Source organism: Spirosoma taeanense, from assembly GCF_013127955.1.
In the GTDB taxonomy this organism is placed as follows: domain Bacteria; phylum Bacteroidota; class Bacteroidia; order Cytophagales; family Spirosomataceae; genus Spirosoma; species Spirosoma taeanense.
This window is the reverse complement of sequence record NZ_CP053435.1, coordinates 1,140,805-1,154,264: the sequence shown is the minus strand read 5'-3', so window position 1 is coordinate 1,154,264 and position 13,460 is coordinate 1,140,805. Positions and strand designations below refer to the sequence as shown.

The following is a 13,460-nucleotide window of genomic DNA, read 5'->3' as shown; positions in this document are numbered from 1 at the left end:
TTTGATCAGGACAACGCATGGTTATGAATGACTCCATAAGAACCAGTCAATGACAAAAATCAACAAGCTATTAATTGCCAATCGGGGTGAAATCGCCCTGCGCGTTATGCGCACGGCCCGGGAGATGAGAATTAAAACCGTAGCCATTTTCTCGGAGGCCGACCGTAACGCCCTGCACGTTCGATACGCCGATGAAGCCGTTTGCGTTGGTCCGGCCCCTTCCTCCGAATCCTACCTGAAAGCCGATGCCATTATCGAAGTGTGTCGGCAGTTGAACGTCGACGCTATTCACCCGGGTTACGGCTTTCTGTCCGAGAATGCCAATTTTGCCCGGATGGTCCGGCAGGCGGGTCTGATTTTCGTGGGACCATCGCCCGAGGCTATCGAGATCATGGGCAGCAAACTGGCGGCCAAAGCCGCCGTAGCGGGTTATAACATCCCCATGGTGCCGGGTACGCCCAGCGCCATTACCGACCGCGCGGAAGCGAAAACCATTTCGGCCCAGATCGGCTACCCGGTTCTGATTAAGGCCAGCGCGGGCGGGGGCGGCAAAGGTATGCGTATCGTCGAGAACGACGCCGAATTCGACGAGCAGATGGACCGGGCCGTCAGCGAAGCCCTATCGGCTTTTGGTGACGGGTCCGTTTTCATCGAAAAATACGTTACGTCGCCCCGCCACGTCGAAATTCAGGTACTGGGCGATCAGCATGGCAACATCATCCATCTTTTTGAGCGTGAATGTTCGGTGCAACGGCGGCACCAGAAAGTGGTTGAGGAAGCGCCTTCGGCCATCCTGACGCCCGAGATCCGCGACGCGATGGGCCGGGCGGCCGTCGATGTTGCCCGCGCCTGCGGCTATTACGGTGCCGGAACGGTCGAGTTTATTGTTAACGATAACCTCGATTTCTACTTCCTGGAGATGAATACCCGCCTTCAGGTTGAGCACCCCGTTACGGAGCAGATTACGGGCGTTGACCTGGTGAAGCAGATGATTTACGTTGCCGAGGGGAAACCCCTGACGATCAGGCAAGAGGATTTACAGATAAAAGGCCATGCGGTGGAGGTACGTGTTTACGCCGAAGACCCGGCCAATAACTTCTTACCTGATGTGGGTACGCTCGATACATACGTTCGGCCGCAGGGTAACGGCGTCCGTGTAGACGATGGCTTTGAGCAGGGCATGGCGATACCGATCTATTACGATCCGATGATTGCCAAGCTTATTACGTATGGCGACAGCCGCGAGGAAGCCATCCAGAAGATGATCCGGGCGATTGACGAATACCAGATTTCGGGCGTTCAGACGACGCTGCCGTTCTGCCGGTTCGTGATGGAGCATCCGGCATTCCGCTCCGGCCAGTTCGATACAGGCTTCGTTGGCAACTATTTTACGCCGGACGTCTTGACGAGAAAACCCGATCAGACCGAATCGCAGCTCGCGGCCGTCTTAGCGGCTTATCTGCTGGAGACCAGCAAGCCCCAAAGCAGTGGCGCGGCTGTTCCGGTAACGCAGCAAAAAAGTAAGTGGAAGATGAACCGGTTGGGATAATTCTCTCGGCGGAAAAGATTCACTGAAGAAACTCCAACAAAAGCGTGTTGACCCGATCGGCTTCTTCGTGCTGCACCCAATGGGTGGCCTGCTCAAGGAATACCAGACGACCATTGTCACACAGGTCGATGCTGGGCTGGGCCATGTCGCGTTTAAGAAACTGATCCTGAGCACCCCAGATCAGCAGCGTCGGGACGATAATGCGTATTCGCGGGCTACGTTTTGGTGGCTTTTGTAACGTAGCCCGGTACCAGTTGATCATGGCGCGCAGGGCACCGGGCTGTCCCCAGGCCGTTTTGTACTGTTGCAGGTCGGCTTCCGAAAATGTACCCCGTCGGCTGCTTTTACGCAGGGTTCGAGCCAGCATAGACCAGTCCCCCAGACTCGACAGCCACTCCGGCAGCTTTGGCAACTGAAAGAACCCGATATACCAGCTACGGCGCATCTGCCCCAGGTCCCGGCTCACAAATCGCTTCATGACGGCCGGATGAGGAACGTTCATGACGACCAGCCGCTCAACCCGATCCGGATAGGTGGCGGCCGTCCACCAGGCCACGGCGGCACCCCAGTCGTGGCCCACTAGTACAGCTTTCTGTTGCCCCGCCCGCTCAATCAGCCCCACAACATCGGCCGCCAGGGTGTCGATGGTATAGGCTTCAATGCCAGCGGGTTTATCGCTTAGATTATAGCCTCGCTGGTCGGGTACCCAGACCTGATACCCGGCAGCGGCCAAGGGCTCGATCTGCCGTTTCCAGCCGTACCAGAATTCGGGAAACCCATGCAGCAGAATCAAAAGGGGTCCATCGACCGGTCCAGCCTGAACGACATGCAGCCGGATGCCATTCGTTTCGACAAAGGTATGGTTCATGGTCTGAAGGAACTGGTTACGTGAAGAAACGGGCCAGACGCTGGGATTAGGTAAAAAAGCAGGGGCTCGTGCTTTTCTCCCCAAATTCCCGACTTGCTTTGCAAACGACCACCACTTCCGGTAGCTTTCGTTGGCGTATTGTTGCGCTGCTGTTTCTGGCCACAACCATAAATTACGTGGATCGGCAGGTGCTGTCCTTTACAATGACCGATGAGATTTTCCGCAAGGAAATGCTCGACATTGCTCCCGAAGCCGATCTGACCAAGGAAGCGACCGACCGCTTCAAGGTTTTATACGGCGACGTTGATGCCGCTTTTAAATTCGCTTACGCGATTGGCTTTCTGCTGGTTGGCTGGCTAATTGACCGTATCGGCACCCGGCGCGGCTTTGCGCTGGGCATTACGGTCTGGAGCATTGCCGCTGTTCTGACAACCTTCGTGCAGAATATGGTTGGCCTGCGCTGGGCACGCGCCCTGCTGGGTCTGGGCGAATCGGCTAATTTCCCGTCGGCTATCAAGACCGTAGCCGAGTGGTTTCCCAAAAGCGAACGCTCGTTTGCCAACGGGCTCTTCAACGCCGGTACCAACGTTGGCATTATTCTGACGGCTATGGCCGTGCCTTATCTGATTCTTCAGTTCGGCTGGCGCAGTTCGTTCTTTATCACTGGGGTGCTAGGCTTCGGTCTCCTGATTCTCTGGTGGTTTACCTACAGCAAACCCGAACGAAACCCGAAACTGTCGGCCGAAGAGCTGGCCTATATTCGCAGCGACGACGACAAAGTTAAACCCCCGAAGGTATCCTGGGGTCGATTGCTGGGGTACAAACAAACCTGGGCCTTCGCCGTCGGCAAGTTCATGGCTGACCCGATCTGGTGGTTCTATATGTCATGGCTGCCCGACTTTTTCAACTCCAACGACGCCCTCGACCAGAAACTCGACCTCAAAAGTTTCGGTGTGCCGTTCCTGATTATTTACGTTGTATCCGACGCAGGCAGCATTTTCTTTGGCTGGCTCAGTACGCAGTTTATGAACTTTGGCTGGTCGGCCAACCGTGCCCGTAAGACCACCATGCTGATCTGCGCCCTGTGCATAGTGCCCATCTTTTTTGCCGCGCAGACGAGCAGCCTGACCGTTGCCATCGCCCTGATTTCGCTGGCAACGGCCGCTCACCAGGGCTGGTCGGCCAATATGTATACCTTTGCCTCTGACCTGTTCCCGAAAAACGTCGTAGCATCTGTAACAGGTATCGGTGGGATGTTCGGTGCCGTTGGTGGAATTTTGCTGGCCTTACTGGCGGGTCGTATCATCACGGCTTTCGGGTACCTGCCCATGTTCATTATTGCCAGTTGCGCCTACCTGATCGCCCTGGTCATTATTCACCTTGTTCTGCCCAGGCTGGAGCCCGTCACCCTCGAAGAACTGGAAGCAGAGCTAACGGTAAGTGGTAAGCTATAGGCTATTACCTAAAGAGCCTTAAGTTTGTAGCCATTAAACGCCGGTTTGCCCTGTCAGGCCGTGCCATACAGAACACCAGTCTTAACTCACCTTCACGCATTGGGTAAAATCATCACTTTTGGCGAGGTCATGCTGCGGCTGAGTCCACCGGGATTCGACCGATTTTCGCAATCCAATGTGCTGACGATGCATTTTGGCGGCACGGAAGCCAATGTAGCCGTATCGCTGGCGCAGCTGGGTCTGGATGCGGCTCATGTCACCCGTTTTCCCGACCACGCCCTCGGCCGAACCGCGGCTGGCTACCTCCGGCGGTATGGCGTCGATACCCAGTATATCCGTTACGGTAGTTTACCAACCGGTCAGGCCGAAGGCCGGCTGGGGCTGTACTTTCTGGAAACCGGCGCGGGCAGCCGGGCCAGCCAGATTATCTATGACCGTGCTGATTCGGCATTTGCCCGGATTCAGACTAACGATATTGACTGGGAACCAATCCTGACCGGAGCCGACTGGTTTCACTGGACCGGAATCACGCCCGCCCTCTCGCAGGGTGCTGCCGACTGTCTGCTGGCGGGCATCCAGACGGCCAACCGACTGGGCGTTCCGGTGTCGGGCGACATTGTCTACCGGAGCAACTTATGGCAGTACGGCCGACGACCGCAGGAAATTATGCCCGCCCTGACGGAAGGCTGTACGCTCGTGTTGGGTAGCAAGTCCCTGTTTTCAGAACTTTATGGCGTAGTTGGCAGTACGTTTCAGGAAGCTGGACGCGCCCTGATGCGCCGGTTTCCGACCATTCGGTACGTTACCGATACCAAGCGAACCTCTGTCAGTGCCTCTCACAATCAGCTCTCGGCCAAGATATTTAATGGCTCAACGGTATATCGATCCCGCATGCACGACATCCAGCCGATTGTTGACCGGATTGGTACGGGTGATGCCTACGTCGCCGGGCTGATTTACGGTCTGCTGACGTTTCCGGCCGATCTGCAGCGCGCCGTTGAGTTTGGCGCAGCGGCTTCGGCGCTGAAACATACTATTCCCGGCGATGTCAATCTGGCAACCGTCACTGAAATTGAAACGCTGGTCCGGGGCGACAGTTCCGGCAAATTAAGACGATAATAATTCCGCGTTAATGGCTTTTGGGTATATCATCACCCGTCAACTGCAAACCAATAGATACATTAACCTGATTAATCGATGGCTCGCATTCCCCGTTTGAACGTTTACCAGACCATTCGGCAAGTTCCGCTGGTTCCTGTTTTTTACCATCCCAATCCTGACGTTTGCGCCGGAGTTGTGGGTGCCTGCTACCGGGCCGGCGTCCGGGCGTTTGAGTTCACCAATCGGGGCGATTTTGCCCACGAACGCTTCGCCGACCTGAGTCGGTTATGCGCCCGCGATTACCCCGACCTGGCCCTGGGTGCCGGTACAATCCTGGATGCGCCGACGGCTGCGCTTTACCTGCAGCTTGGGGCCGACTTCATTGTCGGGCCAACATTTAGCGAAGAAGTTGCCCGAACCTGCAACCGGCGGAAGGTCGCTTACATGCCCGGCTGCGCTACCCTTACCGAAATCACGACCGCCCACGAATGGGGCGTTGAAGTCGTGAAAGTTTTTCCGGGCGAAGTCCTGGGCCCTAATTTTATTAAAAGCCTGCGTGGCCCCCTGCCCTTTGCCAGCGCCATGGTAACCGGGGGCGTGGAGCCCAACCGCGAAAGCCTGTCCAGATGGTTTGGGGCGGGGGCTATTGCCGTTGGTATGGGATCGCAATTATTTCCCGGCGATGTGCTGGCTAATCAGGCGTTTGATAAAATTGAAGAGACGGTTCGGGATGTTGTTCGTATTATTGCCGAATTGTAGAGTACGTAATTTTAGTAACCCACCGAAGACCGTTTGCTAACACCATGTCCCGACTGAACCGTTCAACCCACCCCGCCCCTGTTTTCCCCGAAAGAATCCTGCAATTTGGTACCGGCGTTTTGCTGCGTGGCCTGCCAGATTATCTGGTGCAGAAGGCCAATTCTGAAGGCAAGTTCAACGGTTCCATCGTTGTTGTGAAATCGACCGATAGTCAGACTGATGAGTTTTCGGGGCAGGATAACCTGTACACGGTCGCCGTTCGGGGCGTTCAGCAGGGCCAGGACGTTTCGGAAACGACGGTCGTTTCAGCCATCAGTCGGGTACTGGCCGCGCAGACGCAGTGGAAAGAGATTCTGCTGATTGCCCGCAATCCGAATTTGCAGATCATTATTTCGAACACGACGGAGGTCGGCCTGAATTACGTCGAAGAAAGTATCTTCCAGAATCCGCCCCAGTCATTTCCGGCAAAACTAACCGCTTTTCTCTATGAGCGCTTCCGCAGCGTCGGCGGCTCAAAAGCCAAAGGGCTGGTTGTTGTGCCGACCGAACTGGTAACCGACAACGGGCTGAAACTCCGCGAAGCCGTAGAGAAGCTGGCCAGGTTCAACGAGCTGGGAAAACTGTTTACGAAATGGCTCAAATTTCACGTCCGCTTCTGTAACTCGCTCGTTGACCGGATCGTAACGCGCCCCACCGACGAAGCCAGACAGGCGCTGGAGCAGGAGCAGGGCTACGAAGATGAGCTGCTGACCTTTACGGAACCTTACCACCTCTGGGCCATCGAAGGCGACGACAGGGTTAAACAGACGCTGTCGTTCGCCAGTGCGTCGCCATCCGAGATCATCATTGACGAAGACATCAATTTTTACCGGGAGCGTAAACTTCGCGTTTTGAACGGGTCGCACACGCTCACGATGCCGCTGGGCTACCTGCTGGGTCTGGAAACTGTGGCCGACGAGATGCGGCACCCGACCATGAGCCGGTTTATTGAGTCGCTGATGCTCGAAGAGATCGTGCCGACTGTGCCCCACTACAGTGTTGCGGGCATGGACCAGGCAGCCGTTGCGCAGTTTGCCCGCGATGTTCTTGACCGATTTCGTAACCCGCATCTCGATCACCTACTGCTGAACATTTCGCTCCAGGAAACGGCAAAAATGCAGGCTCGTAACGTCGCGACCATTCAGCGCTATTATAGTCAGTTCGATACAACGCCTAAATACATCGCGTTGGGCTTTGCGGCTTATCTGCTGTTCATGAAAGCCGTCCGGGAAGAGGACGGTAAGTTTTACGGCGAGATTACCGTGCCGGGCGGAGGCATCCTCACCTACCCCATCCGGGACGAACGGGCGGGCTATTTCTACGGCGACTGGAAAACCGTAAAACCCAAAGACGCGGCCAGCATCCGGGCGTTTGTTCAATCCGTCTGCGCCGACGCCGACCTCTGGCAGGCTGACCTGACCGCCCTGCCGGGCTTTGTGGATGCCGTGGCCGAAGACCTGAAATCCATGCTCAAAGACGGCGTTGAGAAAACGCTGGACAAGGCGATGGCGTAGCTCAACCAGTCAGCCATAAGCCGGATACTAAGGCATTAGCCAATAAATAGCAGACATGGATACTTCCGTGTACATTGGGATTTTCTAAATCCCATCTTCGTGAAACGACTTTCCGGCTGGGCCAGCCGCCATACCCATCTGGCTATCGGATTACTTGTAATAGGCGAGCTTGCCAACGCAGCCAATGGTTTGTTGCTGGGTGCGAATCTGCTCGATACGGTGTCACCAACAGGGCTGCACATTGCCTTAATCGGGTTGTTGACTGGCGCCGTGTCTATCCGAATATGGGCTGCGGGTCGCCCGTCGTTCCCAAGTTACCGGTCAGGGCGGCTGTTGTTAGCGCTGGCCTTCCTAAGTAATTTCCTGTTATTTATCTTGCTGGGAGGGATATGGGGGCAGTCTATCCAGACACCTGATTCTTCCGGCAGCGCGTTCGGGAGCCGACGCATTACGGTTGTCTCCGATACGCTCGCGCTACCCGTGGTGCAGGCGTCCGACAGTCTGTATGCGGTCAGCAGACCGGTTGTAGCCCCGGCTGAACGAGTGGTTAAAAACCGGGTCGGACAGCGCATCGGCTACGTGCTTCTGTTCGTTCTTGGTATCCTGCTGACTTATGGAGCAGCGGCTCTGGCCTGCAATATTGCCTGCTCAGGCTACGGGTTTCTGGCGGCAGTCACCTTCATGCTGGGTCTGGGGTTTCTGGCGGGTGGTATCTATTTCCTAAGCCGGTCGCTCGACCGGGAGCTGACACCACTCCAGTCGATGGCCAAACCCGATCGAAAACGCATCACTCGTCGTTTCTGGCAGTCCTGGCTAATCCTGATTGGCCTTTTCTGCTTACTGATGCTGATCAGCAACTTTTCTGCTTAAGGGCCCTTTGCAGAATGGCGCGAATCTGAAGGCCAGATTCACCAGCCCGGTGTTGCCATTTTAAGGCTATTCCCAGCCTTTTGCCAGATAAATTTGTCTTTTATCCGGACACGAAGTGGTATTGGCCGGGTCAAATTCTGATGATTGGCAACTCTAATGCTACCCCGGCCCCGGAAATTGCGTAACGCCGGGGTTTGGAACGTTACGCTTGGTGCCCAAGTGGCTTATTTATCCACTGCATCCGATGACCAGCCTAAAGCCGTTCGGCTGGAGCAGGCCTTTGCAGGCCATTACCAAAGATCTGGAAGGCGAATCCAGTTTCGATTTCGACGGTATTGGTTTTAGGCTGCGGAGCGAAGCTGAACCCAAAGGCCGCGCCAGCCGGGGTTATGAAAATCCGTTCGCGTTCGAGGCTGAACTATACGTTGACGGCCAGAAAGTTGAAACGGCCTAGTACCCGCCAATTTAACGCATCGTCGCGACGACCTGTTCTGGAAGTAGCAGCTGCCCAAAGGGAAGCATACCGTACGGGTAAAACTTCAGAATCCCGACGCTGGCCATCTGGTTCGACTAACCGACCTGCTGGTTTATAACGACTAACCCGTGAAATCAAAACGCTAAGCGGTATCTTACGGGCCGACGATGTCACTCCCAAGGTGACGCAACGCCGGTTAAGCCATGTGCAAAGCCATTCTGACGTTTGTATTTCTGCTGTTGTTGGCTCCTCTCATTCGGGCGCAGTCGGTCCCTCCGCCAACGCTTTACCCAAATCCGGAAGCCGCTTTGCAGCTTTATCGGAGCAGTCTGACACGGTTCCGGCAGGAATACGCAAACCACCGCCCCCTACCCGACCTGCAATTTTTTCTGTTTGGCATGGGCAACCGGACCAAGTTCATTTACCGCAACGGACGACTTCTGAACGCCCTTACCGGGAACATTGAAGAGCAGTGGAACGTACAGCAAGAAATCATTGTGCCGTCGGAATACCTGGTTCATCTCGTTCTCAACGACGGTCGAATTATACAAATACGGGAAGATGAGACCGGAGTCTGGTTGGTGCAGCCCGATCGGAAAGCAAAGCGAATGGATGGCACCCGTTCACCGCTCACCCTGCCGCGTTTCAGCAGCAATACCTACGGGCTTATTCTGCGCGTACTGCACCAGGAAATTCTCATTAACGTCCTGAACAACAAGCCCCTACCCAACTTGTTTGTCTACCAGAAACCCTGGTACCGCGACGCGGCCCTGATGGCGATGGTCCTGCGCGAGACGGGGAACCTGCACCTGATCCGCGACTGGGTGCTGGGTATTCGCGACCCATTCGACCGGAACAATCGCGGCATCCCCGAAGCCGACAACCCCGGCCAGGTGCTGTTTCTGACCTCGCTGGTGTCGGACAGGAGCCACCCGGTTGTGCAGATGGCCCTCGACTCCGTAAAGCGATTTCAGCGCGAGAACTTTATTCTGGGCAAGACAGACTACGCCGAACATTCTGGTTTCCAGACTAAATGGCTGAAGTATGGGCTGAAGTCATTGGGCTTACCAGATCCGTACGTCATACCAGTTCGGGATGACAGCTACTCCTCCCTGTTCTGGATGGATTACAAAACCGAGCCCGTTCCGGGTAAACGGATTTCGGAGCAGGATGGCACTAACTATCCGTATCTGATCTGGGCCGAAGATCACTTCTATGGTGAAAAACGGGCTCCTGTTGGCAGTCTGGATTATCCGCTGAGCTGGGAGCAACAGGCCAGCGCAGCCCATTATCCGGGAATGACCATACTCAATCCGGCTTTGGTTAAGCAGAAAATAGCGTTTCCCCACACCTGGCACGCAGCAGAAATGTTTTTACGGCTGTACGGTCAGTAATCCGGACGTAAAACAAGAACTGAGGCTATACGAGATTCGAACTCGTTCCGCCCTCTAAGAGGGTATGCTATCAATACAACAACGCCCCAGTTCTATATCGGTTGCCCATCCCATGTCCAACGTCCTTTCACACGTTGGGGTAGGGTCAGGTACTCGCTATCCCATCCCTTCAGCAAAGAATTTATAACCTCATTTTGCTTATAAGGTTGCAATAAATTGAATAAAACAGGAGCTTCATCCTGGTATTTTGCTCTCACTCGTCGCATAAGCCCTACCAGCCGTTGCGCTTGGGCTGGACTGGCCCTAATTACTCCTGCTATTAATGTTGTAAATGCTGTGCTGACATCTTTATTGAATAAGTGGCCCAAAGCCATGCGTTCGCAGTAAATAGCTACCTGTTTTTTTGGTAAAGCATCAAAATTTACCTGTTTAGCTTGTTTAATTAACTGAGTGCTTTTAGCAAATTTTTCGTAATCTGATGCGTTTTTGATGCTCAATGATAACGAAAAATTTTTCTTTTTTTCCATCCAATGCTGCTTACCTGACTTTCTGTTTGTATAGAGACCCGTGTTGCCTCTCCATACGTATTTAATTTGCTTACGATAACGAGACCGGGGCAGATGCCCGTTCATAAGTAGTTGAGCACGTGAGGTCGACGCAAATATTCCCAACAAGATCGTAACAACCATTGTTGATGCTACTCCAATAAATTCGCTACGGGATATACGACTACTGTTTGGCTCATGATTATATGCATCTTCAACAGGCCAAGGGCCCGCTACCCAGAGAATCATTAGCAAAGCGGATAGCAGCGTAATAAACAAACTAACTGACACCAGCAGATTCGTTCCATATTGAAGGGTATTTTCAACCATATCAGCCGGATTGATCACATTCATCTTAATTGTGATGAACGTTAGTCGAATTTGCCAGAACAGAATAATTAAAAACACAAGGGCCAGCTGAAGACGTCGATTTTGTGCCACGCCCCCCCACCCCAGCATCTCTTTTAATCGATTGGCACAGACCCCCGTGCCATCGCGAACCGGTGCCGGAGCCAACCACAATGGCGACGACACAAGAATATCATCGGCGGGTAACAATTTTAAGGCTTGGTCTGAATCACATAACCGAATTAATCGACCCGCCAGACGTAAAGCATTACGCCTGACTACGTATACGTAAATAAGTACGGACAACAGCAATACACCCAGTACGACAGCTCCCTCACGGGGCCGGCTAACAAATAATGCCAGCAAACCGAATGGTGTACCGTCAAAGCTTTTACTTGTTAACTGAGCTATTTGGTTACCTATAGCCGATACAGTACTCTGCTTTTTTTGCTTCTCTACGTTTAATTGGCTCAGTGAATCCTGTAATTTTTTTATTCGTTCGTTTAAATTGGCTAACTGTCCTTGCTTGGTATCTGATTGTGCTAAAACACTATCCCCTACCGATGTATCCGGAACGTCTTCGCTTATTTTTTCTCGATTTTCAGTTAGTTTGGCAACTGCTTTATCTACCGTATTGATTTGCTTATTTATCCGCGTTAGTTTCGTCTGTACCTTCGCTTTCTCTTCCCGCTTACGAATCAAACTATATTCATAATCACTGTAATGGGATTCAACTACCGCTATCCAGTTACCAAACAACACCGTTAAGCCGATTAAAATAAACTTGTTGGTGCTCTCGCACAGGCGAACGAATCGCTCTAAATAATTAGTTGCTATTTCTTTAGACGAGCGCATGACAAATGTTCACTCTTATATAAGACTACTGAAGTAGAATTCAGAACGTAAAGCTCTTGGTATTGAAAGTTTGGCGCAAGGGGATTTTTCCCGTACTTTTTGGCTAAAAGCACCGATAATTTATGTGCTAACATTCTTATCTTACTTAGCCGCAATAATCAGTACCAGCCCTAACACGTAACAAATACCCATTACGATCAGAAACCGGTTCGATGTTTTGGGAGCGCCCCGAAACTCATTCCAGATAACACACCCCACAGAACGGCGATTATAGTAGCCCCCTGCCCCAGTCCATAACTGATGGCATAGCCAGCCGTGCCCGACGCCAACAGACTCGATGTCATACCATACACCATACCATTCCGCCCAGCTGCCCGATCAAATGGTTTCGGCTACTTACGTTGCTGTAACTGATGCCCCGACCGACGTAATACGGGCAGAAACAGAGGAGTGCTAACCACCACACCGAAGCCGAACAGCACCAGAGCTGTGTAGGGCGTCAGTAAGCCCTACGCCGGGTTGGCAAAGTCGGTCGCCATGGCCCGGGCGACAAAGTAGAAAAAGAAGCTCATTAGAAGCCCGCCAATCAGCGAAATCACCAGCCCGCGCGTGCTGACGGATTGATCGGACGAGCCTTTAGCCCGGTAGGCCATCGCGCTGAACATCACGGCGAGGAAAATGGCGAACACGCCCATGCCCAGCAGCCCGACATTCCCCACCGGTGACAGGGTATGGTTGACCACCACCCTCAGAATCAGCGCCAGGCCAATACCCACCGGCATGGCCACCGATAGCCCCGCCAGTTCAATGCCCACCACTATCAGGATGTTGGCAATATTGAACACAAACCCGCCCACCAGTGCGTAAAGCAGATTTTGCGTATCGGCCTGACTAACGTCGGTCAGAAACGACCGACCAGCCGAACCCAGACTACCCAGCGTAAAGGCCAGCAGCAGGCTCAGCAGCAGAATCCCATAGGTATAGTCGCAGTAAAACACCGTCGTAGGCACCGACTGCGTAGCCAGTTTCTGGGTATTGGCCCAGGAGCCCCAGCAAAACATCGTCAGAAAGCAGACCACGACCGCCAGCGGGTATTGGGTGATGATAAACACTAAGAACAGGAATCGTTTAGGGTTGTGGAGCAAGCCATAAAAGGCCGCATTATCCACAAAAGCAGCCTGAACTACAAAGCCACAGCCGTCCATTCCCTACCTTTGCGGCATGAGTTACATCTACTTACTTCTTGCCTTTCTGACGGGTTTAGCCGTTACGGTTCAGGCAGGTGTTAACGCGAATCTGCGGCAGGCAATTGGCACTCCGCTCCTGGCAGCGGCCATATCATTCGGCTCAGGGTTTATCTCGCTGATTGTGTTGCTGCTCGCTTCGGGTGGGGCCGTACTCCCGCTCGATACTATCAAACAGGTTAGCTGGTGGAAATGGACCGGGGGCGCTATTGGTGCCGTTTACGTAACGACGGTGATTACCAGCGTACCCAAGATTGGTACCGCCAACCTGGTGAGCCTGAGCGTAGCGGGGCAGTTGCTGGCGGCCGTTGTGCTCGACCATTACGGTCTGCTGGGCTTCACGTTGCACCCCGCCAACGGCTGGCGGCTGCTGGGTCTGCTGCTGATTATGGCGGGGGTGCTGCTGGTGGTCAGAAACTAAGTTTTGGGTTTCCAGTTTATCGTT

Annotated in this window: 12 protein-coding genes; 9 read left to right on the top strand and 3 right to left on the bottom strand. The window is 53.7% G+C overall.

Annotated elements, in window-relative coordinates; all coding sequences use genetic code 11:
- Positions 1 to 49 precede the first annotated feature (49 nt).
- Positions 50 to 1,549 (top strand): acetyl-CoA carboxylase biotin carboxylase subunit, encoded by a 1,500-nt coding sequence (gene accC / locus HNV11_RS04950; protein WP_171738613.1) that lies wholly within the window; start codon positions 50 to 52, stop codon positions 1,547 to 1,549.
- 19 nt (positions 1,550 to 1,568) lie between these two features.
- Here the strand turns inward: accC and HNV11_RS04945 are convergent, their stop codons facing one another.
- Entirely contained in the window at positions 1,569 to 2,417 is an 849-nt protein-coding gene (locus HNV11_RS04945; protein WP_171738612.1) for an alpha/beta fold hydrolase, read from the bottom strand.
- Positions 2,418 to 2,515: 98 nt separating this feature from the next.
- Between HNV11_RS04945 and HNV11_RS04940 the strand changes: the two genes are divergently transcribed.
- From HNV11_RS04940 to HNV11_RS04910, 7 genes are all read left to right on the top strand, one after another.
- Positions 2,516 to 3,871 carry an MFS transporter gene (locus tag HNV11_RS04940; RefSeq protein WP_171738611.1) on the top strand — a complete coding sequence of 452 codons (1,356 nt, stop codon included), beginning with the start codon at positions 2,516 to 2,518 and terminating at the stop codon, positions 3,869 to 3,871.
- Positions 3,872 to 4,000: 129 nt separating this feature from the next.
- The gene (locus HNV11_RS04935; protein WP_240163959.1) at positions 4,001 to 4,990 is read left to right on the top strand and encodes a sugar kinase; all 990 of its coding nucleotides are present in this window, start codon (positions 4,001 to 4,003) and stop codon (positions 4,988 to 4,990) included.
- Between the two features lie 78 nt (positions 4,991 to 5,068).
- Positions 5,069 to 5,731, top strand: coding sequence for a bifunctional 4-hydroxy-2-oxoglutarate aldolase/2-dehydro-3-deoxy-phosphogluconate aldolase (locus HNV11_RS04930; protein ID WP_171738609.1), 663 nt, complete (start codon positions 5,069 to 5,071; stop codon positions 5,729 to 5,731).
- A 44-nt stretch (positions 5,732 to 5,775) separates the two neighbouring features.
- Positions 5,776 to 7,284: a tagaturonate reductase gene (locus tag HNV11_RS04925; RefSeq protein ID WP_171738608.1), complete on the top strand. Its 1,509-nt coding sequence runs from the start codon at positions 5,776 to 5,778 to the stop codon at positions 7,282 to 7,284.
- A gap of 99 nt (positions 7,285 to 7,383) precedes the next feature.
- Positions 7,384 to 8,154, top strand: a complete 771-nt coding sequence (locus HNV11_RS04920) for a hypothetical protein (RefSeq protein ID WP_171738607.1) — start codon at positions 7,384 to 7,386, stop codon at positions 8,152 to 8,154.
- A gap of 244 nt (positions 8,155 to 8,398) precedes the next feature.
- Positions 8,399 to 8,608 (top strand): hypothetical protein, encoded by a 210-nt coding sequence (locus HNV11_RS04915; protein ID WP_171738606.1) that lies wholly within the window; start codon positions 8,399 to 8,401, stop codon positions 8,606 to 8,608.
- Between the two features lie 224 nt (positions 8,609 to 8,832).
- Entirely contained in the window at positions 8,833 to 10,023 is a 1,191-nt protein-coding gene (locus tag HNV11_RS04910; RefSeq protein ID WP_171738605.1) for a hypothetical protein, read from the top strand.
- 92 nt (positions 10,024 to 10,115) lie between these two features.
- On the opposite strand, the gene HNV11_RS04905 is transcribed toward HNV11_RS04910, so the two are convergent.
- Both HNV11_RS04905 and HNV11_RS24135 read right to left on the bottom strand, forming a co-directional pair.
- Positions 10,116 to 11,771: a coiled-coil domain-containing protein gene (locus tag HNV11_RS04905; RefSeq protein WP_171738604.1), complete on the bottom strand. Its 1,656-nt coding sequence runs from the start codon at positions 11,769 to 11,771 to the stop codon at positions 10,116 to 10,118.
- A 509-nt stretch (positions 11,772 to 12,280) separates the two neighbouring features.
- On the bottom strand, positions 12,281 to 12,976 hold the full coding sequence (locus HNV11_RS24135; protein ID WP_317168064.1) for a hypothetical protein: 696 nt from the start codon (positions 12,974 to 12,976) through the stop codon (positions 12,281 to 12,283).
- A gap of 16 nt (positions 12,977 to 12,992) precedes the next feature.
- Between HNV11_RS24135 and HNV11_RS04895 the strand changes: the two genes are divergently transcribed.
- The gene (locus tag HNV11_RS04895) at positions 12,993 to 13,436 is read left to right on the top strand and encodes a DMT family transporter (protein ID WP_171738603.1); all 444 of its coding nucleotides are present in this window, start codon (positions 12,993 to 12,995) and stop codon (positions 13,434 to 13,436) included.
- Positions 13,437 to 13,460: the final 24 nt, after the last annotated feature.

Bases quoted from the DNA above. Each gene is read 5' to 3' on its own strand.
- HNV11_RS04910 (WP_171738605.1), top strand. From the start codon at position 8,833: ATGTGCAAAGCCATTCTGACGTTTGTATTTCTGCTGTTGTTGGCTCCT.
- HNV11_RS04935 (WP_240163959.1), top strand. From the start codon at position 4,001: ATGCTGCGGCTGAGTCCACCGGGATTCGACCGATTTTCGCAATCCAAT.
- accC (WP_171738613.1), top strand. From the start codon at position 50: ATGACAAAAATCAACAAGCTATTAATTGCCAATCGGGGTGAAATCGCC.
- HNV11_RS04915 (WP_171738606.1), top strand. From the start codon at position 8,399: ATGACCAGCCTAAAGCCGTTCGGCTGGAGCAGGCCTTTGCAGGCCATT.
- HNV11_RS04930 (WP_171738609.1), top strand. From the start codon at position 5,069: ATGGCTCGCATTCCCCGTTTGAACGTTTACCAGACCATTCGGCAAGTT.
- HNV11_RS24135 (WP_317168064.1), bottom strand. From the start codon at position 12,976: ATGGACGGCTGTGGCTTTGTAGTTCAGGCTGCTTTTGTGGATAATGCG.
- HNV11_RS04925 (WP_171738608.1), top strand. From the start codon at position 5,776: ATGTCCCGACTGAACCGTTCAACCCACCCCGCCCCTGTTTTCCCCGAA.
- HNV11_RS04895 (WP_171738603.1), top strand. From the start codon at position 12,993: ATGAGTTACATCTACTTACTTCTTGCCTTTCTGACGGGTTTAGCCGTT.
- HNV11_RS04905 (WP_171738604.1), bottom strand. From the start codon at position 11,771: ATGCGCTCGTCTAAAGAAATAGCAACTAATTATTTAGAGCGATTCGTT.
- HNV11_RS04945 (WP_171738612.1), bottom strand. From the start codon at position 2,417: ATGAACCATACCTTTGTCGAAACGAATGGCATCCGGCTGCATGTCGTT.